Below are 23,604 nucleotides of genomic sequence, written 5' to 3'. Positions count from 1 at the left end.
TATGGCTATCAAACTAGTCGCTATCGACATCGATGGTACTTTATTAAATGAGAAAAGAGAAGTAACAAAAGAAGTAAAAGAAGCGATTGCCGCTGCTGTTGCAAAAGGGGTCTCAATCGTTTTATGTACTGGTCGCCCCTTACCAGGTGTCCAAGAACAGTTAAACGAGCTGGACCTTTTTCAAGATAATGATTACGTTATTACTTATAATGGGGCACTCGTACAACAAACAAAATCAGGTAAAATCATTGCCCGTCACGGTCTGACTCATGAAGATTTTCTAGAGATCGAAGTGATGGCACGCCGTGTTGGCAGTCATCTCCATTCGATTGATGACAAAGCGATCTACACACCTAATCGAGATATCAGCGCTTATACGATCCACGAAGCAAGCTTAGTCAAGATGCCGCTAAAATATCGAACACCTGAAGAAATGACACCAGACATGAACATCGTCAAAATGATGATGATCGACGAACCAGAAATTTTAGACGCAGCAATTGCACGTTTACCACAAACTTTCCGTGATAAATACACAACGGTCAAAAGTGCACCCTATTACTTTGAAGTACTAAATAAAGAAGCAAGTAAAGGTGCGGCAGTTGCGAATCTCGGACAGCATCTTGGTATTGATCAAGATGAAATCATGGCTATCGGAGATAACGAGAACGACTTATCCATGATTGAATATGCTGGTCTAGGAGTAGCTATGGGAAATGCCGTTTCTCTTGTCAAAGAAGCAGCAAATGTCATCACTTCATCGAACGACGAACACGGCGTAGCTGAAGCAATCAAAAAATACGTTCTGTAATAAAAAAACTGAGAGAAAGCTGGTCTACTCGCTTTCTTTCAGTTTTTATTTTTTATTTTTTTCGACCCATCTCTCGACTGCCCATCGATGGCTGCCACGTTTCAATTTTTCAAGTGCTTCTCGAGGACTGACCCACCAGATTTTATTGGTCTTTTCTGTGGGTTCTCCTATACGCTTCCAAGAATCAGCAGCAAAGAAATATCCTGGATTATAGTAATAAGTTGCACGATAATTCGAGTAAAAGTACTCATCTGCTTCTCCCAGATAGAAAGCGATTTCTGCCGCAATCCCCATTTCTTCTACTAGCTCACGAACGATTGCTTCTTCTTTCGTCTCATCTCCTTCAATTTCCCCGCCAGGAAGAAAAAAAGCACCATTTGGAGCCTCGATTACTGCAATCTGCTGATCTCTTTCTATGACAATATATGCTGCATAACGGGTTTGATAATCAGCAAATTGCTTTTTTTCACCAAAAATTGGTTTATCCATGAATAGTTTCCACCTTAACAGTTTTATTTTCTATCCATTTTACATGAGAAATTTCTCATGAACAAGCACAAATCAACTATTTCCTTACTTCTTTTTGTTATGATTAAATAAAAGGAAAGGGAGAGATGAATCTATGAAAATGGCTCACACATGTGTTCGAGTGAAAGATCTTGAAGCATCAATCGAATTTTATCAAAAGGCATTTGGTTTTGAAGAAAGCCGCCGCCGTGATTTTCCAGAAAACAAATTTACACTTGTTTATTTGACACTTCCTGGGGATGACTATGAATTGGAGTTGACTTATAACTACGATCATGGTTCCTATGATTTAGGAAATGGTTATGGTCATATCGCTATTGCAGCTGATGATTTAGAAAAATTACATGAACAGCATAAAGCTGCAGGTCTTGAAATTACTGACTTAAAAGGATTACCTGGCACTGCGCCTTCTTACTACTTTGTCATTGACCCTGATGGTTATAAAATCGAAGTCATCCGAGGTTAGTTAGTAGGGGGCATTTTGCTCTTGATTGAACAAAAAACAAACGCCAATAATTAAAATGAGACGCAAACTTTCTTTAAATTGAAAAAGTTTGCGTCTTTTTTTAACAACTATTGTAGCTATAAGGCTGCCACTCTACACTTATTTATTTTTAGTTCATTTGAAAGAAATCAAATAAACGAGGTTCCCTTAGAAAACAAAACTGCTTTTCCTCCTATTATCACACGATCTTCTTTTAATTCACACTCTAGATACCCGCCCCTTGATGACATTTGGTAAGCTGACAATTTTGTTTTACTCATTCTTTTTGCCCAATAAGGAATAAGATTAGAATGTGCTGATCCACATACTGGATCTTCATTGATTGTTAATTTTGGAAAGAAGGTTCTAGAAACAAAGTCTTCTTGTACACTTTCTGCTGTCACGATGACCCCTATTCCTAAATCAAAATTTTTGATACTTGTGAAATCTGGCTGCAATTTAGCCACCGCTTTTTCATCTTCTAATACGAAAAATAAATCACGTGCTAAGTAGGCTTCTTTAATCTTAGCCCCTATCGCTTCTTCATATTCAGACAATATTGGTACTTTTTTTGGCATAATACTAGGAAAATCCATGCAATAATAATCTTCAATTCTTGTCACAAATAGATTACCGCTTTGAGTAGAAAATTTAATCGTTTCATCAAGTATTTTGTAATAGTTAAATAAAACAAATGCTGTTGCTAATGTCGCGTGACCGCAAAGATCGATTTCTCGATCTGGCGTAAACCATCTAAGCTCAAATCCTTGATTTTTCTTCACTGTAAATGCTGTTTCAGATAAATTGTTTTCAATGGCAATTTTTTGCATCGTACCTTCTGGCAGCCATTCTTCTAGAACATACACTGCTGCTGGATTTCCTTTGAACACCTCATCTGCAAATGCATCAACTACGTAATAATCTAAGTTCATTTTAAAGATCCTCTCTCTAATTTGTTATAAATATATTCTGCACAGCAAAGATCTTCAACAGCTAGACCAACTGCGTCGAAAATCGTCGGACTCGATTCTCCTTTGTAAAATGTTTTTTTCCCAGAAACTAATTCGCCTAATGTACCAACAATACAAGATTCCTCTAGATCTCCTTCTGACATGGCTATAAGTAGGTCTCCGCTTTCTGTTAAGGCAGCTGAGTAATCATCTACATAGATTTGAGAAGTTTCCATCAATGGTGTACTTATCTCTCTTGTATCAGGAGTAAACGTGCCCACAGCATTGATATGTGCGTCTTCCCTTACCCACTCTTTTTGAAGAAATGCCTCTTTACTAAGGGTCAACGTACAAATGATTTCCGCTGAGCGTACTGCATCTTCTACTGATATTGCATTTATAAACGTCATTTTAGGATACTGATTTTTAGCATTAGCGATAAAAGCATTTCGTCTTTCTTCTAAAATATCGTAAACAAACACTGTAGTGATGCGACGAATGGTAGAAATCGCAGCCAAATGCGACAATGCTTGTTGACCAGCTCCAATTAAAGCAAGTGTTTCTGCATGCTGATCTGCTAAGTAATCTGTTGCTAGCGCAGATACAGCAGCTGTTCGAATCCAAGTGACTGCATTTGCGTTTATCAATGCTCTGGGTAGTCCGTTTTGAGCATCAAACAAGAAAATCTCTCCTAAATGAGAAGGTAAATGATACTGATGATTATCCGGGAAAGCGGTAATGACTTTTGTTCCAAAATATCTATTCTCTCCCAAATAGGCAGGCATCATCGCAAACACATTTTTGTCTTTTCCGTCCGGTAAAATTTCCACCAATCGAGGATTTTGGCTGATTTTACCACTTTCATAATCAAAGAAACATTTTTTCATTACTTGGATCGCTTCTTCAAAACTAAAAGAAGCTACTACTTCCTCAAAATTAATAATTTTCATAGACAATTCCCTCCTCACAAAAGATTAACTTCTAAAATCAATACAATCAATGGTAAAATTGTATGGTATACAATTTTAAGGAGTGGAGAAAATGCCTATTAATTCTTATGACAACTACCCGTTAACTTGGCGGCCAGACAAACAAAAATTGAAGCGTCCTTATTATCGATCGTTGATTCAACAATTAGAACAAGATATTTTAAAGAATAAATTACAGAAAAACACTCAGTTACCCTCCCAAAGAGAGCTAGCTGATTATTTAGATTTAAATTTTACTACCGTTGGCAAGGCTTATAAATACGGAATTGAGAAAGGTTTGCTGTATACGAATATTGGAAGTGGCACTTTTATTTCTCCCAATGTCTTTGAATCCATTACCATCTCTACCAATGAAGTAACCGAACATATCATTGATTTTGGTCTGGTTAGTTCTTTTGAAGAATGTAATAAATTCGTTGTCCCGTTTATTCAATCAACTGGTAATAATCCAAATCTTGTTGGTTTGCTTAATTACCAAGATCCCAAAGGCACAAATTTTCAATTGACTACTGCAGCAAATTGGTTAAAAACTCAAGGAGTCATTCCGTCTTTAGAATCTCTGTCTATTGTTTCCGGTGTTCAAAATGGATTGGCTATCACACTTTCTGCACTTTTCTCTCCAGGTGATAGAATAGCAACAGACCGATATACGTACGCTAATTTCATTGAATTGGCTCAATTATATCATTTAGAGATCGTTCCAATTGATTTTGACGAGCAAGGAATGCGACCTGATATATTGATTCAGGAATGTAGAAAAAAGAAGATCCATGGTGTCTTTCTTATGCCTTCTTGCAATAATCCTATAGGGTTTCAAATCTCTCACCAAAGACGAGAGCAATTAGCCGAAGTAATTGAAAAAGAAGGTCTATGGGTTATCGAAGATGATATCCATTCTTTTTTAACAACTTATTATCAACATACGATCATTCCTCCTTTCCAAAAATTGTTACCTAACCAAACAATCTACTTAGCTGGAATGACAAAATTTATTTGTTCTGGATTGCGAGTTGCTTATCTTGTAGCTCCAGTACATGTCCAAAGCAAGATAGAACAAGCAATTTTTAATATAAATGTGAAAACTTCTGGATTAGATGTGGAGGTCATCACTCAAATCCTCCATTCAAATGAAGCAAATAGAATCTTAGAAACTAAATTAAATCTTACGAAAAGAGCTAATCAGCTTTTTGATTCTCTTTTCAAAGTAGAAAAACCAACGAATCGTGTTCCTTATTATCGAATTCTTCCAGTTGATCCTGAGATTGATCCTAAGAGGATTGAGAATGACTTTCTGTCTAACGGCATCCGACTCTATCATTCCCGACGCTTTACTACGCGAGCACAACCGGATGCATTCGTTCGTATTTCCCTATCTTCAAACAACCTTGAGATTTTAGCTTCTGGACTAAGTATCGTAAAAGAAAAAATAAAAAAATATGAATTATAATCTATTGATAAATAAAGGAATCATAGCTGATTGATTCCTTTCGATAAAAAAGAGGCACTACCCGAAGTTCAACAACGGATAGTGCCTCAAAAAGCAAATGAACATTTTGCACTTAAAGTAACCAAACAGCAAAAAAATTTGTCTTATATTTTATTTTCTTATTTTGCTAGATCACTAGATTTCTGTCAGAAGATGAAATTATCCAATCATGACACTTTCTTCTGGATATTTGTATTTTGATTGAGTTCTTTGTGCTTTTGTCATCAGAGAGAAGACCACAGTCAATACCCCAACTCGTCCAATGTACATAAGCGCTATAATGATCAATTTCCCTATTGCAGTCAAATCTGGCGTCAATCCCATCGTAAGTCCTACTGTTCCAAATGCAGAGAAGACCTCAAAAGCAATATATTCGATGCCAGAAGTTTTAGGTATCGTTTCAGTCACTGATAAAATCATGATGGCGACTACACACAGTGTCAACGTGATAAAAAACAACGTGAGTGCTCGCAACACTGCGCCTTGACGGATTGTACGGCCAAATGCTTCCGCTCTCGTACGTCCTTTCAACATCGAACGCATCTGGATCAGCAACACACCTAACGTAGTTGTTTTCAATCCGCCGGCAGTCGACCCAGATGTTCCGCCAATGTACATCAAAAACATCGTTAAGATCAGACCGGCATGACTCATATGGAGGTAATCAACTGAATAATATCCAGCCGTTCTAGGTGTTACACTCATAAAAAAAGTATTTGCCAATCGTTGAAACATATTCCCTTCCACTAGTGTTGCCCCATTGTGTTCTGTGAAAAAGAACACAACGAAACCGCCTAATAAAAGGGTACCTGTAACGGTTAATGCGATTTTTGAATGAATCGTCATCTTCTTTTTCTGATGATATTCCAATAAGTCACGCCAAACGATAAAGCCTAATCCGCCAGAAATGATCAAAGCTGATACCACCATGATCAAATAGACATTTTGCTGGTGATTGGCTAAACTGTCTCCTAACAAATCAAACCCTGCATTACAAAAACTAGAGATTGCGTGGAACAAACTGTACCAGATCCCTTTCAACCAGCCAAATTCAGGCACGAATACAAAAGATAAAGCAACCGTACCAATCAATTGGATCACAAAGGCCAATTTCAGGATGTAAAGCATGAGCTTCATCACACCTGATACTTCTTCTAGATTTAGCGCTTCTTTTAATATGATACGTGTGCTGAGACTGACTTTTTTCTTTATCAATGCAAAGCATAGAATCGGAACCATCATAAAACCAAGACCGCCAATCTCAATCAAAAGCATGATCAAAAACTGACCAGCACTGTTCCAATGTTCTGCTGTATTCAATGTCGTCAATCCCGTCACGCAGACGGCAGAAGTTGCAGTGAAAAGCGCATCGATAAAATTTGTCCCATGCCCACTATTACTAAAAAATGGCAGGGTAAGTAGACCACCGCCAACTAAAATCAGGAGAAAAAATCCTAATGCGAGAAGCTGAACGGCCGGCAAGCGTTTCTTTATTTGTTTGTTTTGTTTAATCATCGTTTTCCTCTTTTAAAAAAGGATACCACTTAGTCAGTGGTACCCATATTTTTTACTTTGATCAACCTTGTTACTTCTGCGCGCTCGTTTTCTTCTAGCTTCATACGAATATAATAGATTGTTTCTTCTAATTGAGGGATCGTCATATATTCTAATGCATTGACTCGCCGACGTGTCTTTTCGATCTCACTTGCCATTAGCTGACAAGTTTTTTCGATTTCTGTCAGTTCCAAAAGTTTTGGAAGCAAGGTAGTAAACCGATCGATTGACCGATCCAGTTCGGCACTGGAATTCAAATACCCGTATTCCAAAGGGGTGTCTGTCAGCTGTTCATCATATTCAAAATTCATCACAGGTACTTTTACACTCATGATATTTTTGTCTACGATAGATAAATCAACGTTTTCCGCCGGCAAAGCAAACAATTCTTCGATGAAAGGTTCCGTGATTGAAGCATTTGCCAATACAAAATCAGACATTGCTTCTGTCATGGACTCTTCCATTTCTTGACGCAGTTGGTTGTTCTTTCGAATCAACAGAATGAATTGACGCATCAGTTCATCTTGCTTATCTTTTAATAATTTATGCCCTCTTGTGGCAGTTGTCAACTGTTTTTTCAATCGGGTCAATTCCATGCGGGTCGGATTCACATTCAATCGTGCCATCAGAACTCACTTCCCTTCTGGCAGATATTTGTCCAGCATGTCGTCTTTGATTCGTTTTAATTCGGTTCTTGGCAACATCGATAGCAGTTCCCACCCTAGATCAAGTGTTTCAGTAATCGAACGGTTCGTGTAGAATCCTTGATTGACATATTCTTTTTCAAACCGCTCAGCAAACTTCGCATAAATCTTGTCTACATCAGATAAAGCAGATTCTCCTAAAACTACGGCTAATTCTTTTGCCTGTTTTCCTTGTGCATAGGCTGCAAAAAGCTGATTCATCGTAGCCGCATGGTCTTCTCTTGTCTTTCCGGGTCCAGTTCCTTTATCTTTTAACCGCGAAAGAGACGGAAGTACATCAATTGGTGGTTGTATCCCACTCTTGTAAAGCTCTCTAGTCAAGATGATCTGGCCTTCTGTAATATAACCAGTCAAGTCAGGGATCGGATGAGTCTTATCGTCTTCTGGCATTGTTAAAATCGGAATTTGAGTAACTGATCCTTTTAGTCCGCGGATCCTTCCTGCTCGTTCGAACAAAGTAGCTAAGTTCGTGTAAAGATACCCAGGATAGCCTCTTCTTCCTGGAACTTCTCGCCGTGCTGCAGAAATCTCTCGCAATGCCTCTGCATAGTTGGTCATGTCTGTCATGATAACCAATACATGCATTCCTTTTTCATAAGCAAGATATTCTGCAGCAGTCAAAGCCATACGAGGAGTAGCAATACGTTCGATTGCAGGGTCGTTTGCTAAATTCATGAACATGACAGAACGGTCGATTGCACCAGTTTGTCGAAAATCTTCCATGAAAAATTCTGCTTCTTCAAAAGTGATCCCAATAGCAGCAAAGACTACGGCGAAATCATCTGATGAATCAAGTACCGTTGCTTGTCGCGCGATCTGAGCAGCTAATTCTTTGTGAGGAAGACCAGAACCAGAAAATACTGGTAATTTTTGTCCACGAACTAATGTGTTCAAATGATCGATTGCAGAGATACCTGTTTGGATAAACTCATCTGGGTAATCCCGAGCTACTGGATTGATTACTTCTCCGTTAATATCCAAATGCTTTTCAGGCAGGATTTCTGGTCCATTATCTTTTGGACGTCCCAAGCCATCGAATACTCGACCGATCATGTCTTCCGATACACCTAGTTCTAAAGGATGTCCTAAAAATCGTACAGAAGAGTCACGTAAATTGATACCACTTGTTCCTTCAAATATTTGGACCATTGCTTTATCTTCTTGGACTTCCAATACTTGTCCACGACGAATCTCCCCATTTTGCATACGGACTTCGATTAATTCTTCATATTTGACACCAGCAACTTTTTCAACCGCCATCAATGGACCGACGACTTCACCGATCGTACGATATTCTTTAATCATTGCTCATGCCTCCTTCTGAAACGATTGTTTGCATCGTTTGCTTGATTTCACCGATAATTTGATCTAGTTTTTCTAATTCTGTTTCCGGGATATATTTGCTTCGTCCGATTCTTTCACGAATCGATACGGTACCGTCCATGATCTCACTTAAATAAGCACCTAACGACAACGCACGGCGTCCTTCTTCACCAAAGGTCAAGATCATCTTCAACATTTTGAATTGTTTCTCTCTTGAAGTGAATGTATCGACATCATCAAAAGCATTTTGCTGCAAATAATCTTCACGAATGGATTTTGCCACTTCTAATGTCAGACGATCATTATCTGAAAGGGAATCAATCCCTACCAAACGCACGATTTCATTCAGCTGCTGTTCTTCCTGCAAAATACGCATGCCCTCAGTGACCATGGATGCCCAGTCAGCTTGAAGGATATGATCCATGTACTTCCCTACTTCTGTTGAATAAAGAGAATAACTTTGGATCCAATCGATCGAAGGAAAATGTCTTTTTTGGGCTAAAGTCGAATCAAGTCCCCAGAATACTTTTACGACCCGCAATGTATTTTGTGTGACTGGTTCCGAAATATCTCCTCCAGAAGGCGATACAGCACTGATTGCGGTTATACTTCCTTCGCGACCTTCTGATCCTAAAGCAATGACTCTTCCAGATCGTTCATAGTATTCCGCAAGACGGGAACCAAGATAAGCTGGATAACCTTCATCACCAGGCATTTCTTCCAAACGTCCGCTCATCTCACGAAGTGCTTCTGCCCATCGCGAAGTGGAGTCTGCCATGATAGCAACGTCATAACCCATATCACGGAAATATTCCGCAATCGTGATTCCCGTATAGATAGAAGCTTCTCGAGCCGCTACCGGCATGTTAGATGTATTGGCAATCAATACCGTACGTTCCATCAATGATTCTCCTGTATTAGGGTCAATCAATTCAGGAAATTCATTTAAAACATCCGTCATCTCATTTCCGCGTTCACCGCATCCCACATAAACGACCATGTCCACATCGGCCCATTTTGCGATTTGATGCTGAACGACTGTTTTTCCTGCACCAAATGGACCAGGAACAGCTGCTGCTCCCCCCTTTGTCACTGGGAAGAACGTATCGATCACTCGCTGTCCGGTGATCATCGGTGCATCAGGGTTTAATTTTTCTTTGATTGGCCGACTACGTCTGACTGGCCATTTTTGGAGCATCGTCAAGTTTTTGTCACCATTTTCAGTTTCAACGACACATACGGTTTCATCAATAGTGAACGATCCTTTTTCGATTGTTTTGATCGTACCTTTTATCCCATTTGGCACCATGATTTTGTGTTTGATAACTTTTGTTTCTTCTACGATTCCAATCACATCGCCAGCACTAACCGTTTCTCCGGCTTCTAATGTGGGTTCGAACCACCATTTTTTCTCATGATCCAATGCAGGCAATTGGACTCCCCGTCCTAAGAAATTACTTTGTGTGATTTCCATAAAGGTATCTAATGGCCGTTGGATTCCGTCAAACATTTGTGAAATGATCCCTGGTCCTAATTCAACAGATAAAGCTTCACCAGTAGAACGAACCGGTTCGCCTGGACCAATTCCTGAGGTCTCTTCATATACTTGAATAGACGCCACATCGCCACGCATCTCGATAATTTCTCCGATAACTCCTAGATCTCCCACTAAACACATGTCCTGGATACTGGCATCAGACATGTTCTCAGCCATTACAAGAGGTCCGGAGACTTTTATGATTTTTCCAATTTGCAAAATTTCTATCTCCTTTTCATACTATAAGATATTTTGACCTACTGCTTTTTCTACGTTTTTTTGAATTTCTTCCAGCCCAATCCCTAATGATCCTTGATGGTTGGGAATCAATACGATAGCAGGTATCATTTGTTCTTTGTAACGTTCGATCGTTTCTGGGCTCAGTGCTGCACATTGCTCCGTGACATAAATCACGCCATACTCATTCTTTGCCATTTCTTCAATTGCCTGACGAACGGTCTGCTTGGTTGTACCATAACGAACATCAAAGCCAAACAATTTGAATGGCAAAACAGAATCTTTGTCGCCAACTACACCGATCTTATGCGTCATAGACTTGTCTCACCCGCTTTCTGATTGTTTCTGGTTCAAAATGGCTTCTTTTGCCGATAACCAGTAAACGAAGGTTTTTGCTTTCTACCTCTTTTGCGTTCAAAAAGGCTAGTAGTGGCAGTGGTCCGAAAGCCTGGGTTTGTGCTTCTTGATACAATGAACTTAGATAATCATCTTTCAACTGTTCAAGCTTTACGAGATCAAGATTTCCCTCACGGATGACAGGACGCAGAAACTCAGCATAATCTGTCTCTAATAGAAAGTTCGTGTAAGCTTCCATATCTTTATCTACAAAGTTCAAAAATACTTCTTTTTCGATACTTCCCGAACTGGAAAGCACCGTCGTCATGAACCCATATGTTCTTTTCTGCAATATTCCTCGAGCCATCGTTGTGATATTGGTCAAGTCAATAAAAGCAATGACTTCTTTCAGCAATTCTTGATATCCTAGCTTATCGGCAAGCCGTCGCTGCTCTGTCAAAAACTGCCGATCATAGATCACATCGATTCCCTGAAGAATGGTAGACTCTTCAAAATAATCGCGGACTTCTCGTATACTGTCCATAATGCTTTCAGGGAGTTCATTTGAAACTTGCGTATGAACGGCATCCTTCAAGGTTTCTAATGAATAAAACCCATCGTCGATATACAAATAGTCCAGATTTTGATTTGTCATCTCGGCCTTTGTTAAAACTTTCAGATTATGGAAAGTATAGCGCATCGTGTAGATCCAAACGATTTCAGGCTCCGGTGCTGATTCCTTTAACCAGCGAAATAGACGGCTCTGCTCCTTTAAAAGATTCTGTTCGAAGTCATATTCATATCCGTCATAGATATATGGACTGTAAATCGTGGATTTCAATATTTCACCAAGTGCTTCGACAGAATTGGTTTGAATCATCCGTTCAAATGTCTCATTGGACAAAAGTTCAAGCTCTCTTCCGCGAATCAAGGGATTTAGTTCGTGGTATTCCATACACTGATCCCTCCTTATTCGAATAATTGATTGGCAATCTCAAAACTCATCGTTCCTTGGATATCTTGTACAAGGCTGCTGAAAAGAAAATTATACTGAACTCCTTGATCGTTTATCAGAAAACCAGCTTGACCAGCAACAGATTCATCGCTTAAAACCATCGTAAAGGGAAGTTCATTGTTCCATTCATCCAGCAATGTCTGAGAAAGATAAGCTGCTGATTTTTCTCCAGCAATGAATGCTACTTTGCCTGTCAAAGGTAATGAATACAATGAATTTTTGATAAACTGGATTTGTTCAGATTCATCCCAATTCTCCATTTCAGCTATTGCATCTGCAAACAATCGTCGTAAAAATTCCTGCTTCGCATTCAAATTTTCTTGTCGTACTTCTACTTGTTGGCGATTCCTAAGCTGACGGTATTTTTTTTCAAGTAATTCGATTTGTTTTTCTTTTTGTTTTTGATGTTCTGTTTCGATTTGCGTACGTTTTTGTTCAAAGTTTTGATCGATCTTCATTCGCTCTTCTTGCTCTAACGCCGCTCTTTCTTGCTCTGCTGCTTCATTCATCTGAGAGATGATTTTTTCAATGGCGTTCATCTGCTTTTCCTCCTTTATGCTTAGGCATTCAATACTAATAGGAAGGAAATAACGAAACCTAAAATCGCATATGTTTCAACCATCGCAGCAAAAATGATTCCTTTTGTAGCATGTTCAGGTTTTTTCGCTAAAATTTGAATACCTGCTGCTGCAACTTTCCCTTGGGCGATACCTGAAAACAAGCCTGTAAAAGCAATCGGCAGAGAAGCGCCTAAAAAGTTCAATCCTTGTACAACTGACATATCATTTCCTAAATTGATAAAAATCAAAAAGGCGATAACGAATCCATACAACCCTTGCGTACCTGGAAGCAATTCCAGAATCAGAGCCTGTCCGAATTTTTCGGGTTGACTTGTTGTTAACGCTGCTGCTGCCTCACCTGTCATTCCAACACCTTTAGCTGAACCGATCCCTGAAAAAATCGTCGCTGTTGCCATCGCTAATACTGCAAATACCATTCCACCATTTTGACTAATTAAGTAATCCATCATTGTATAAAAATCCTCCAATTATTTATTGTTTTTTTTCTTATGATTGATGTTGACGTATTTTTCCGCCGTTTTCAGCGGGTCAAAGGCACGTCCGCCTCCTGTATAAAATTTCCCAAAAAATTCGACATACTGCAATCGTGCGCCATGGACATAGGCACTCAACAGTGTCAAAAACATATTCAGTGCGTGTAAAGCGATGATCAAAAGGATCCCTACACTGAATCGAGCGGCTGGCGGCATGAAAGCAACCAGCATATTGAATGCCGCGCCAATACTTCCGCCTGAAATACCTAATGCCATCAAACGTGTATAACTGACTAAATCACCGATATAACCCGTCAATCCGTAAAGATTATACGCTCCTTTGGCAGCACCCTTGACTTTAGACGGCGATTGGATAATCGGCACGATTAAGATACATAAAGCAGCAATGATCGATAGCCCCGCGCCAAGATAAACAAATGCTGTATTTTTTATCAACATGGCACCAATCAATGCAATAACGATCCCAATCAGGATCCCTTGCCAGGCAAATCCATCACTGACAGCACTCAAGTAATCTTTTCTCCTGATATTTTCCTTTGCTGCCACAAATAATCCAACCAAGATCTGTATCAGACCGAAAATCACGGATAAAATCAAAATCGTATTGACGTCATCCGTTGTAGATAGGATTGGGAAAGGCAAGCGGATGCCAAATAGTTCTTTTGGTAATGCCTGTCCGAAAAATGAACTGTAGATCAATCCCCAGATGATCGATGGTACCGAGAGAATCTCAAAGAATTTTACGAAACGTTTCATCCCACGTGGTAAAACAAGTAGTTTTTGAGCTAGTATTGTCCCAATGAGCATCAGCAATCCGTAACCAACATCTGCGACCATCATCCCGAAGAAGACAAGATAAAATGGTGTCATCCAAGGCGTTGGATCTACTTCTTCATATTTTGGCAGACTGTACATTTCAGTCAGCAATTCAAAAGGTTCGATAAGCGGATGGTTTTTCAATTTAGTAGGGACTTCCTGCTGAATCTCTTCTGAGTTTGGTGTTTCGAAACTAATATATATATCTTCTTCTGATACAGTTTCGGTTAACACATGCATCAAATTCTGTTTTTCTTCTGCATCTACCCAACCTTGCAAAACGATCAGATAAGTCGCATGGATAAACCGTTCTTTTACTTTTTCCCGTTCTGCAACGGCAAGTGTGACTTCTTCTACCCATTCAAATTCTTGGATATAGCCGCTGCACTGACCTAACGCTGTCGTTATCTTCTTTTGGTGCTCGTGAACAACGGACAATTGCTGTTTGGTTTCTTGCAGTTTTTCTTTAGGATTTTGTTCATAAGGATACGTTTCTTTATTGAACCCGTATTTCCCAGCAATTTCTTCTATAGCAGCAGCTGATTTTTTTAAAGCAACATACGAAAGATAAACTTGTTTTGGCGTATAATCTATTTCTTCCATATAAACGTCATCAAGCTTACTTAGTTCTTCCTTGAAACTTTCAAAATTTGCTGCACTCACAGTCCCCATCTCAAAAATGGTCGTCTTACTTGCATACATACTTGGAGCAATATCCAGCTGTTGCCAATGAAGAAGCCATTCTTCCTCTTCTTCTAAACGATCACGTTTTTCAGTTAGCTGTTCCCACTTTTCTTTTAAATCAAGGACTTCTTCTAATTTATTCATGAAATTTTCTTCGGAATAATTTGCTTCCAAGTCTTGTAAGGAAAGTTCTTGACGTTTCAAATGGAGTTTCTTTTGACGGCTATCGCCGTGGTGTTGTATGAATTGGATAGCTTCTTGGATGTCTTTCAGCCGATTGCCTAAAGCGCTTAATTTTGCTTCTTTATCAATAATCGTGGTATCTGGAAAATATTTTTCTACCCACTGGTTGTTTGTTCTATTTTGATACAGATCCCGGATTTCAACATTTTGGATTCCTTGTACTGCTTGTAAAATCCTCTCCTGATTTCTTTTATCTGAAATGAGGGTCACTTTTTCCATCTTAGTGACGGCCATAAGTTTCTTTCACCCTTTCAATGATTGCACCGATTGCTTGACTCTGATGCTTTTGATATTGGTCTTTCAAAGTTGCTTGCACCTTGTCTGCTTCTGCTTTCAATTTCATTTTTTCTTTTTCTAATTCTTGCTTTTCAAATTGTTCTTTTTCTTCTACCAACTGTTTCAGCTGTTGCCGACTGTTCGTTTGGATTATCTCCAATTCTTGCTCTTTTTCTTCTGCATAGGTCTTCAACTGCTGCCGTAGGGTTCGAGCACGCTTCTCATTTTCTTCTTCTGCTTTTCGGATTTGTTCCAAAGCTTCTAACACTTGCTTCACTTCCTTTCGATTTAAAAAAGAGGTACATGCTTTCTTTTTTCATTGAAAGTATGTACCTCTAAAGATAACTTAGTATAGGCAGGCCCCTTCAATAAAATGTCCTTCTCACCCCTTGAAGAACTAGATCCTTGAAGCTTACGCCCAACCTTTTTATTTCTGCTTACTTTTTATTATAACAAATTAAGCAATATTTTCAACTATCGTCATGAATTTCACACGAAAATTCTCTTTACAGATAGTAACACAGCAAGAACAGATAAGTATAGGGGCAAGTCTTACATAGTTTAAATTTTTTTAAATCCTTGTTACAATTAGTCTACTTTAGGGGGAATAAAAATGAAACCAATCATCGGCATTGCCGGGAATCAACTGATTCGAGCGACAGATACTTTCCAAGGAAATCAAGTAAGCTATACACCGCAGGGATTTGTGGATGCAGTTTTAGATGCTCAAGGATTGCCTCTTATTCTGCCAGTCATGTCTCCAGATTCAGCGCCTCAACTAATTGAGAAAATCGACAAACTCATTCTTGCAGGCGGTCAGGATGTTAGTCCGCAACTTTACATGGAAGACCCTCATCCAAAACTGACGGAAACAAATATTCAACGAGACCAATTCGAACAGGCATTGATCTTGGAAGCATTGAAACAAAGAAAACCGATTTTTGCAGTCTGCCGAGGACTTCAACTATTGAATGTCGTGTTGGAGGGAACACTTTATCAAGATCTTTCATTATATCCAAAATGGTCCGTAAAACACGAACAACAGCCCACTGCCCCGCAGTTTGCGACTCACGAAGTCAAAATCGTTTCGGACAGTTTATTAAGTGACCTTCTCCCTGATTCATACTTTGTGAATTCCTATCATCATCAGGCAGTCAAAGATCTTTCTCCTTTGTTAAAAGCCATCGCCTTTTCCAACGATGGACTCATTGAAGCAGTCCAAAGTAAAGATAATATGCACAAAATCCTTGGTGTCCAATGGCATCCGGAACTTTCTCATCGTGTAGATTCATCTGAACAGCGTTTATTCGATTTCTTTGTGAATGAATTTTAATCGTTTTTCTGATTAGGTCGTGAGCCTGCCGTTTAACTCTGAGTCACAAGGAGCAATTTCAAAAAACAGCTTCTCATGTTTGTTGGATATTGTGACTTGTGACCGAGGAGTTGGCAGGAGAACACCGTTTAAGGAAAGAGGTTGTGAAAAAGCTGTCCTGCATCAAGTAATAAGAACAGTCAAACAAAAATAGCTTCTCATATTTTTCGTTTGGCTGGGCTTATTACCGCAGATGCAAGCTTTTGAACACCGTGAATCAGAGGTTGTGAAAAAGCTGTTTAGTTTCGAGTATTAAGAAAAATTTTGTGAAAATGGCTTTCCACATTTTTAAATAAATTTGGCTTAATACCGAGAAACTGGCTTTTGAACACCGTTTACCAAGAGGTCGTGAAATCAGCGCCCTGACCTGAGTATTAGAGAAATAAACGGAAAAATAGCTCCTCATATTTTTCCGTTTTTTGAGCTAATTCCGAAGGAGACTGCGACACGCCTTTTGTTGCAGTCGCTTTTTAGTCTATTGAGCAATGTTGGCTAGCATTTTTCTCAATCGTCCTTTCGATAGTCCAACAGCCTTTGGAGCTGAGTAATCTGTTGCTGTAATTCCATTCCTTTTGTCGTATCCCGATTAAGTTTGCGTGGGAGCTGCTGCTCGATTACTTTTTTTACATTCGTTTGATCAGATTTTTTTGCAAATTGCTGTTCAATAGGCAAGAACGGATAATGTGTCACGATTTGGAAACCGTAAGAATTGCATAATAGTGAGTAACCAGCAATCCCGGTTGTTTTTTGATAAGCTTTGGATAGACCTCCGTCAATAACAAATGCTTTTCCGTTTGCTTTGATCGGTGACTCTCCTTTTTTTACTTTTACTGGCGTGTGCCCATTGATGATTGCTGAACCTTCTTCTTTTGCATCGAATTCTGCCAAAATTTTTTCACTGAACCACTCTTCATCTCGCAAGTGATAATAGGGATTGCTTTTTTCGACGTGCGTATGAGGCTCTGTGAGAAAATAGCGCTCAAAAGTGGCCATTTTACTCTTGCCGAATAAAGGCGAAAATGGCCCGCTCCACGCATACCAAATCAAATCGGTCGCCAAATCTTCTTTTGCAGTCAAATCTTTTGCGCTTTCAGTTATCTGTTTTTCAAAAAATCCCAGTAATTCTTTTCCGCGATAAGATTGGTCTAATTCAAATGCTAAGAGCTGCCCCTTTTCATCTACAGGTATACAGCCATGAAACAGTACATGCTGATTATTCGTGAGATACATTCCCCCTTTTTCGATCAAAAACGTCATGTGTTTTTGCATTCTTAACGAGTGCTGGAATGAATACATCAAACTATCGATCACTTTTTGTTCCTCTTCCAAGAACTTTTTAGGATCATCTGGCTGGATCGTTTGAAAACAAGTCCCTTTCAACTCATAGAGCTGACCTTCTAAATCGATTGTTGATTCTTCATAGTTGATTTTTTCCAACAATTTACGATCGTCCATTTTAAATTCAGGTCGTCGATCCAACAACTGATGTTCTGATTTGAATTGGAGGATAGAAAGTGCTTGATGGATCTTTTCTAATTCTTCTTGTTCTCTTTCAGATAGATCTTTCCTGTTTTTAGGAGTAAATACAGGATTCTTCTGGTAGGTTTGATGGGCAAAAGAAAATAATGGACGTAAATTTAATCCATATTCTTTCTCTAATTCAAATAAATAGTTGTAGCGTGCGGCAATCCGTAAAAGCGTCAATAAACATGCCTCAGAGCCGCAATACGCACCAATCCACAAAATATCATGATTCCCCCACTGGATATCTACAGAGGAAAAATCCATGATTCGATCCATTACTTTGGCTGCTTGAGTTCCCCGATCAAAAATATCACCCACGATATGCAAATGATCGATGACAGATTTTTGGATCGTCTGCGCAAGTTTTGTTAAAAATTTTTCTTCTTCCTTCATCAAGACAAGTTGTTCAATGATTTTTTTTACATAGTCTTTTTTCCCGTTGATACGATCATCGATATACAAGAGTTCCTCAATGATATAGCTATATTCTTTCGGCAATCCTTTTCGAACTTTTGATCGAGTGTATTTGACTGTCGTAAACCGTAAAAGATCGATCAAACGATGGATCAGCTGGGATTTATCTTGTTTTTTGTACCAATCAGTCGTCAATACATATTCTGGATAAGCCGTAAAAATAGTGAATTGGCTGATCTCCGTTTCCGTCATTTGTTCAGAGAAAAGGTCTTTGATCTTTTCTTTAAGATTTCCTGAACCGATACGCAGAATATGATCAAAAGCAGGAAATTCGCCATGTATATCGCTCAAAAATAACTCTGTTCCTTTTGGAAGCTGCAAAATTGCTTCGAGATTGATGATTTCCGTGATGACATCTTCCGTTGTAGGGAACTTCTCTGAAAGTAAATCTAAATAGCGGTCCATTAAAACGCCTCCAAAAATTGGTATACTCAACATTATAAAGTTGTTATACGCTATTTTCAATGAATATATATCCAATATAATAAAAAAATAGAAATAGGTATATACAAAAAAGAAGCTGGGAACAATAAATGTCCAGCTTCCTTCTATATTTTTTCTATATTTTATGCTTTTTTTCGTTCATTTCTCATAATTGAAATCGATTGTTTCAATGAACTCCATAATCCGCCTTCGCTATACACGAGTACATTCGATTTGTACATGTTTGCAGACAAGATCATCAATAAGAATGTCACGGCTACAAGTACCAACAAGGAAATCAATGCTCCACCCATACCGACTGTCTCATTTGCCAAGCGAACCGGCATAATATAAGAAGATAAAAATGGAATATACGAAGTGATCCGAATAACGATATTATTTGGATCTGACGCACCTAATATCAACCCAAGCATGTATCCGCCTAAAGATAAATAAGTCACTGGCAAGATTGCTTTTGCTGTATCTTCTGCTTTGTTGACCAAAGAGCCACATAAAGCTGCCAAAACAGAAAAAATCAAAATGCCAAAGATCATAAATAGAAGAGAATACCACAAGAATGGTCCAATCAAATTATCTAATGAGATACCGTCCAATATATTCTTGACCATTTCCATATCTTTGAATTGATTGTATCCTACACCAAAAATAATGCCGTATAATGCCATTTGCGTTAATGCAACAAGCAAAACACCAGTTAGTTTCCCGTAAAAATGCTTTTGTGCAGTCGTACTGGACAGGATCACTTCCATGATCCGCGTGCCTTTTTCAGAAGCAATCTCTTGTGCAATGATTTGTGCATAAGTCAGAATGATAATGAACAAGACAATCGTCGCCACATAGCTGACAACATATTGGACTGTCGAATTATCTTCTCCTACCGACATTTTTCCTTTTGAATCAAAGTTGACTTTTTGCCGAGTCAAACTTGCCTGTTGGCTCAAACTTGCCACTTCTTCTGGAGAAATACCTAATTCGCTTGCTCGAAGCATCGATTGCAAGCCAGTCAATTGTTGTTGTATCAGCAGTTGTGTACTTTGTCCCAATGAATTTTCGCTATAAAGCGTCCCATTTACTTTATCTTTATCAGTTGAGACTACTAAATAAGCATCAATTTTTTCTTTCGAAAGGTCTTTTTGTGCGTTTTCTTCAGAATCCACTGCTTTGAACTCAAAATCATCTGTTTTGACTTGGCTCAATTGCTGACTGATTTGCTCATTATCAGCCAATACGCCGATTTTATTGACATCACTATTTTGCTGGGCAAAGTTTCCTGCTACATAAATAATACCTAGCATGATGAAAGGGACTAATATCATAATCAAGAAAGAAATCGACTTGACATTTTTTAAATAGACATCTTTGGTAATAATCCAAAACTTACGCATCGATTTCACCTGCTTTCAATTTGAAAATCTCTTCCAAAGTTGGCGGCTGCTGGTTGAACATAGGGATATAGCCGAATTGTGTCGCACGAGTAAAGATTTCTTTCCCAGCTTCAGGATCTTCTAATGTGATCTCTAACGTATTATCCTCACGAAGGATCACTTTTTTCACGCCTTCGATTTCTTCTACTTCCTGTTGACTTAACCCAGATTCCAAGAATAACTTCGTACGGCCAAATGATTCACGGATCTCATGGACTTTTCCATTCAAAACCATTTTTCCGTTTCGCAGCATGATCAAATGATCACAGATTTTTTCTACATTATCCATATTATGGCTAGAAAAAATGACACACGAACCGTGTTTTTTCAATTCCAATATTCCATCTTTCAGTAATTCCGCGTTTACCGGATCTAACCCGCTAAATGGTTCATCCAAAATGATCAATTTAGGTTCATGGATCAATGTGGCGATAAGCTGGACTTTTTGCTGATTCCCTTTAGACAAAGATTTTACTTTATCCGTCTTTTTCCCTTTTACCTGAAATTTTTCCATCCAAAAATCGATTTTTGGTTCAATTTCTTTTCTTGATTTCCCTCTAAGTTCTGCAAAATAAAGCAGTTGGTCTTGAATCGTTACTTTTGGATAAAGTCCTCGTTCTTCTGGAAGATAGCCGATGATATCATAATCTTTCTCCCCAAGATGATGACCATTCCATAACACTTCTCCCTGGTCTTGTGTCAAAAAATCCAAGATCAAACGAAAAGTCGTTGTCTTCCCAGCACCGTTTTGACCAATCAGCCCCATGATTTTTCCGTCTGGGATTTGGAAAGAGACATGATCGACAGCTGTGTAGTTCCCAAAAGTTTTAACAAGATTCTTGACTTCTAACATTTCTTCACTCCTTCTTCAATAAATCCATATATCCTAAGACACCAGATGTAAGCGATTTATTATTTACCAACAAAACGTATACTCTCTTGTTGTTGTAATTAAAATGATAGGACACTTTACTTTCTTTGTAAAGTGCCCTTTTCTCATTCCTGATGTAATTTATCAAATACGTTTTGTGCGACATTTTTCGGTAGTCCGATTTCTTGTAATTCTTCTATCGTAGCTGCTGTGATATTTTTCAATGATTTGAACTCTTTAAGCAACATTTTTTTTCGTTTCGGTCCTAGCCCTTCAATTTCGTCTAATCGGGAAGCAAAACTGTTTTTACTACGCAGCTGCCGATGGAAAGTGATTGCGAATCGATGGACTTCATCTTGGACCCGCTGGAGCAGGAAAAACTCAGGTGAATTTCGTTCAAGTGGTACTACAGCCAAATCTGTACCGAATAGCAACTCATTTGTTTTATGTTTATCGTTTTTTGCCATACCAGCAATAGGAATATCGATTCCTAATTGATTTTCTAAGACATCTTTTGCTACATCGACTTGTCCTTTTCCTCCATCAATCAAGATCAAATCAGGTAAAGGCAACCCTTCACGAATCACTCGTGAATATCTGCGATAGATGACTTCTCTCATCGATGCATAATCATCCGGTCCGTTGACTGTTTTTATTTTATATTTCCGATATTCTTTTTTTGCTGGTTTTCCATCAATGAATACGACCATCGCAGCCACAGGATTCGTCCCCATGATATTAGAGTTATCAAATGATTCAATGCGTATTGGGGTCGGGATATTCATTGCGTTTCCTAAACGTTCCACTGCTCCGATCGTCCGTTCCTGCTTTCTAGCAATCAGATCAAATCGTTCATTCAAAGCAACTGAGGCATTCTTATTCGCCAATTCCACTAATTTTTTCTTTTCGCCTCGTTTCGGTTGTAGAACTTTCGTATCCAACAAAGCTTCTACACTTGGCTTGTCGATCGTATCAGGAATCAAGACTTCTTTAGGAATGAAATGTTCATTTTCCTGATAAAACTGACCAATATAAGTCAAAAAATCTTCTTCTGCTTCGTTATAGAAAGGAAACATTGAAACATCTCGTTCAATTAACTTTCCTTGTCTTACAAAAAACACTTGGACACACATCCAGCCTTTATCAATCGCATAACCAAATACATCTCGATCCAGTAAATCAGTATTTGTCATTTTTTGGCGAGTCATGATTGTTTCGATAGCACGGATCTGGTCTCGGTATTCTGCAGCTTTTTCAAATTCCATGTTTTCAGCAGCTTTTTCCATTTTCTGATGGATCTCTGACTCGATTTTTTCGTGTCCTCCGTTTAAAAAGTTTTTCACTTCATCAACGATTTTCGTATAGACTTTCGGATCTACGTCGAAATAATAAGGACACAGACATTGCCCCAAATGATAGTAAAGACAAGGCTCCTTCGTCTGACTAGGTTTGCATTTTCTCAGAGGAAATAATCGGTCGAGAATCTTCTTTGTCTCATTCGCCGCACCGACATCTGGATATGGTCCAAAATACAGTGCTTTGTCTTTTAGTACTTTGCGAGTAATCACCAAACGGGGATATTTTTCATTCGTTATCTTAAGGAAAGGATAGGTTTTATCATCCTTTAACATAATATTGTATTTAGGATCATTTTTCTTTATCAGATTGATTTCTAAGAGCAAAGCTTCTATATTCGATTCTGTAACGATGTATTCAAAGTCTTCAATTTCACTAACAAGCCGTTCCGTTTTCGTATTATGGCTGCCAGTAAAATATGAGCGGACGCGATTTTTCAATATTTTGGCTTTTCCGACATAAATGATCGTTCCATTTTTATCTTTCATCAAGTAACAGCCGGGCTGATCAGGAAGTAAAGCTAGTTTGTTTTTGATTCGTTCGTTCATCTGGTACTCCCCTTCATATTCAATTAAAGTTATTATAGCATGTCTGTCAAAAAAACAATCCAGCCTGACAACGTAATTATACTCAAAAAATGTTAATTTGAATAACCTTAACTCAACCGCAAAAAAACCGAGGACGGAACTGAATTCAGTCCCATCCTCAGCTTATTTTTGCTTTAAGCTTTTATAAATATTGATCGATCATTTGACGTAGTTGTTCTTTTGAATGAACACCAACAGCTTTTTCTACTACTTGACCATCTTTTTTCAACATTAATGTTGGAATACTCATGATTCCGAATTGTTGAGGAGTTTCTGGATTTTCATCCACATCCATTTTAGCAATTCTGAATTCTTCTTCATCATATTCTTGTTCCAATTGATCCAAAATCGGTGCCTGCATACGACATGGGCCACACCAAGTTGCCCAAAAATCAATTAATACAAGTCCTTTGTCTGTTTCTTCATTAAATGTCTTATCTGTAATTACTTGTGACATATCAAAGACCTCCATTTTTAAAATCTATGACCAGTATAGCATTTCTA

Annotated in this window: 22 protein-coding genes and 1 other annotated feature; of the genes, 4 read left to right on the top strand and 18 right to left on the bottom strand. The window is 38.6% G+C overall.

From position 1 onward, the window contains the following. Position 1: 1 nt before the first annotated feature. On the top strand, positions 2-811 hold the full coding sequence (gene yidA / locus QK255_RS03545) for a sugar-phosphatase (RefSeq protein WP_002292832.1): 810 nt from the start codon (positions 2-4) through the stop codon (positions 809-811). Between the two features lie 45 nt (positions 812-856). On the opposite strand, the gene QK255_RS03540 is transcribed toward yidA, so the two are convergent. Further along, on the bottom strand, positions 857-1,300 hold the full coding sequence (locus QK255_RS03540) for an NUDIX hydrolase (protein WP_002292834.1): 444 nt from the start codon (positions 1,298-1,300) through the stop codon (positions 857-859). A 133-nt stretch (positions 1,301-1,433) separates the two neighbouring features. Here QK255_RS03540 and gloA point away from each other — a divergent pair, with 133 nt between their 5' ends. After that, positions 1,434-1,805, top strand: coding sequence for a lactoylglutathione lyase (gene gloA, locus QK255_RS03535; RefSeq protein ID WP_002292836.1), 372 nt, complete (start codon positions 1,434-1,436; stop codon positions 1,803-1,805). 167 nt (positions 1,806-1,972) lie between these two features. On the opposite strand, the gene QK255_RS03530 is transcribed toward gloA, so the two are convergent. Beyond that, complete coding sequence (locus QK255_RS03530) at positions 1,973-2,755, bottom strand: PhzF family phenazine biosynthesis protein (RefSeq protein ID WP_002292837.1); 783 nt, start codon at positions 2,753-2,755, stop codon at positions 1,973-1,975. Continuing rightward, positions 2,752-3,723: an ornithine cyclodeaminase family protein gene (locus tag QK255_RS03525; protein ID WP_283341583.1), complete on the bottom strand. Its 972-nt coding sequence runs from the start codon at positions 3,721-3,723 to the stop codon at positions 2,752-2,754. The genes QK255_RS03530 and QK255_RS03525 overlap by 4 nt, the downstream gene beginning before the upstream one ends. Before the next feature lie 91 nt (positions 3,724-3,814). On the opposite strand from QK255_RS03525, the gene QK255_RS03520 reads away from it, so the two are divergent. Continuing rightward, the gene (locus tag QK255_RS03520; protein WP_002292839.1) at positions 3,815-5,209 is read left to right on the top strand and encodes an aminotransferase-like domain-containing protein; all 1,395 of its coding nucleotides are present in this window, start codon (positions 3,815-3,817) and stop codon (positions 5,207-5,209) included. A gap of 198 nt (positions 5,210-5,407) precedes the next feature. Here QK255_RS03520 and QK255_RS03515 read toward each other — a convergent pair whose 3' ends face one another. The 10 genes from QK255_RS03515 to QK255_RS03470 are packed head-to-tail and all read right to left on the bottom strand — an operon-like array spanning position 5,408 to position 15,325. Beyond that, positions 5,408-6,763, bottom strand: coding sequence for a TrkH family potassium uptake protein (locus QK255_RS03515; RefSeq protein WP_002292840.1), 1,356 nt, complete (start codon positions 6,761-6,763; stop codon positions 5,408-5,410). A 29-nt stretch (positions 6,764-6,792) separates the two neighbouring features. Next, positions 6,793-7,428 carry a V-type ATP synthase subunit D gene (locus QK255_RS03510; protein WP_002292841.1) on the bottom strand — a complete coding sequence of 212 codons (636 nt, stop codon included), beginning with the start codon at positions 7,426-7,428 and terminating at the stop codon, positions 6,793-6,795. Positions 7,429-7,434: 6 nt separating this feature from the next. Continuing rightward, complete coding sequence (locus QK255_RS03505) at positions 7,435-8,811, bottom strand: V-type ATP synthase subunit B (RefSeq protein WP_002292842.1); 1,377 nt, start codon at positions 8,809-8,811, stop codon at positions 7,435-7,437. Beyond that, complete coding sequence (locus QK255_RS03500) at positions 8,804-10,585, bottom strand: V-type ATP synthase subunit A (protein ID WP_002292843.1); 1,782 nt, start codon at positions 10,583-10,585, stop codon at positions 8,804-8,806. The genes QK255_RS03505 and QK255_RS03500 overlap by 8 nt, the downstream gene beginning before the upstream one ends. A gap of 21 nt (positions 10,586-10,606) precedes the next feature. After that, a complete protein-coding gene (locus QK255_RS03495) occupies positions 10,607-10,918 on the bottom strand; it encodes a V-type ATP synthase subunit F (protein WP_002292844.1) in 312 nt (103 codons plus the stop codon). Beyond that, positions 10,908-11,894 carry a V-type ATPase subunit gene (locus QK255_RS03490; protein WP_002292845.1) on the bottom strand — a complete coding sequence of 329 codons (987 nt, stop codon included), beginning with the start codon at positions 11,892-11,894 and terminating at the stop codon, positions 10,908-10,910. Before QK255_RS03490 ends, QK255_RS03495 begins: the two co-directional genes overlap by 11 nt. Positions 11,895-11,908: 14 nt before the next feature. Then, positions 11,909-12,493 (bottom strand): V-type ATP synthase subunit E, encoded by a 585-nt coding sequence (locus tag QK255_RS03485; protein WP_002292847.1) that lies wholly within the window; start codon positions 12,491-12,493, stop codon positions 11,909-11,911. A gap of 20 nt (positions 12,494-12,513) precedes the next feature. Then, on the bottom strand, positions 12,514-12,984 hold the full coding sequence (locus tag QK255_RS03480) for a V-type ATP synthase subunit K (RefSeq protein ID WP_099098345.1): 471 nt from the start codon (positions 12,982-12,984) through the stop codon (positions 12,514-12,516). Positions 12,985-13,002: 18 nt separating this feature from the next. After that, on the bottom strand, positions 13,003-15,006 hold the full coding sequence (locus QK255_RS03475; protein WP_002314651.1) for a V-type ATP synthase subunit I: 2,004 nt from the start codon (positions 15,004-15,006) through the stop codon (positions 13,003-13,005). Further along, positions 14,993-15,325 carry a hypothetical protein gene (locus tag QK255_RS03470; RefSeq protein WP_002320976.1) on the bottom strand — a complete coding sequence of 111 codons (333 nt, stop codon included), beginning with the start codon at positions 15,323-15,325 and terminating at the stop codon, positions 14,993-14,995. The genes QK255_RS03475 and QK255_RS03470 overlap by 14 nt, the downstream gene beginning before the upstream one ends. A 99-nt stretch (positions 15,326-15,424) precedes the next feature. Then, positions 15,425-15,472 (bottom strand) — a sequence feature (sodium ion sensor (DUF1646 type); this cis-regulatory element may regulate processes involved in with the transportation of sodium ions). A 189-nt stretch (positions 15,473-15,661) separates the two neighbouring features. On the opposite strand from QK255_RS03470, the gene QK255_RS03465 reads away from it, so the two are divergent. Beyond that, positions 15,662-16,381 (top strand): gamma-glutamyl-gamma-aminobutyrate hydrolase family protein, encoded by a 720-nt coding sequence (locus QK255_RS03465; protein ID WP_002292852.1) that lies wholly within the window; start codon positions 15,662-15,664, stop codon positions 16,379-16,381. Between the two features lie 543 nt (positions 16,382-16,924). Here the strand turns inward: QK255_RS03465 and QK255_RS03460 are convergent. The 5 genes from QK255_RS03460 to trxA all read right to left on the bottom strand — a co-directional run bounded on the left by QK255_RS03460 (position 16,925) and on the right by trxA (position 23,557). Further along, on the bottom strand, positions 16,925-18,823 hold the full coding sequence (locus tag QK255_RS03460; protein ID WP_002290807.1) for a fructose-bisphosphatase class III: 1,899 nt from the start codon (positions 18,821-18,823) through the stop codon (positions 16,925-16,927). Between the two features lie 161 nt (positions 18,824-18,984). Continuing rightward, positions 18,985-20,247 carry an ABC transporter permease gene (locus QK255_RS03455; RefSeq protein WP_002290806.1) on the bottom strand — a complete coding sequence of 421 codons (1,263 nt, stop codon included), beginning with the start codon at positions 20,245-20,247 and terminating at the stop codon, positions 18,985-18,987. Next, positions 20,240-21,139, bottom strand: a complete 900-nt coding sequence (locus tag QK255_RS03450) for an ABC transporter ATP-binding protein (protein WP_002290805.1) — start codon at positions 21,137-21,139, stop codon at positions 20,240-20,242. Before QK255_RS03450 ends, QK255_RS03455 begins: the two co-directional genes overlap by 8 nt. A 143-nt stretch (positions 21,140-21,282) precedes the next feature. Then, the gene (uvrC, locus tag QK255_RS03445) at positions 21,283-23,061 is read right to left on the bottom strand and encodes an excinuclease ABC subunit UvrC (RefSeq protein WP_002290804.1); all 1,779 of its coding nucleotides are present in this window, start codon (positions 23,059-23,061) and stop codon (positions 21,283-21,285) included. A gap of 181 nt (positions 23,062-23,242) precedes the next feature. After that, positions 23,243-23,557, bottom strand: a complete 315-nt coding sequence (gene trxA, locus QK255_RS03440) for a thioredoxin (RefSeq protein ID WP_002290803.1) — start codon at positions 23,555-23,557, stop codon at positions 23,243-23,245. Positions 23,558-23,604: the final 47 nt, after the last annotated feature.

The sequence above is a fragment of the Enterococcus sp. ZQ21 genome (genome assembly GCF_030053755.1).
Lineage (GTDB): Bacteria > Bacillota > Bacilli > Lactobacillales > Enterococcaceae > Enterococcus_B > Enterococcus_B lactis.
This window is presented reverse-complemented; position numbering and strand designations above follow the sequence as displayed.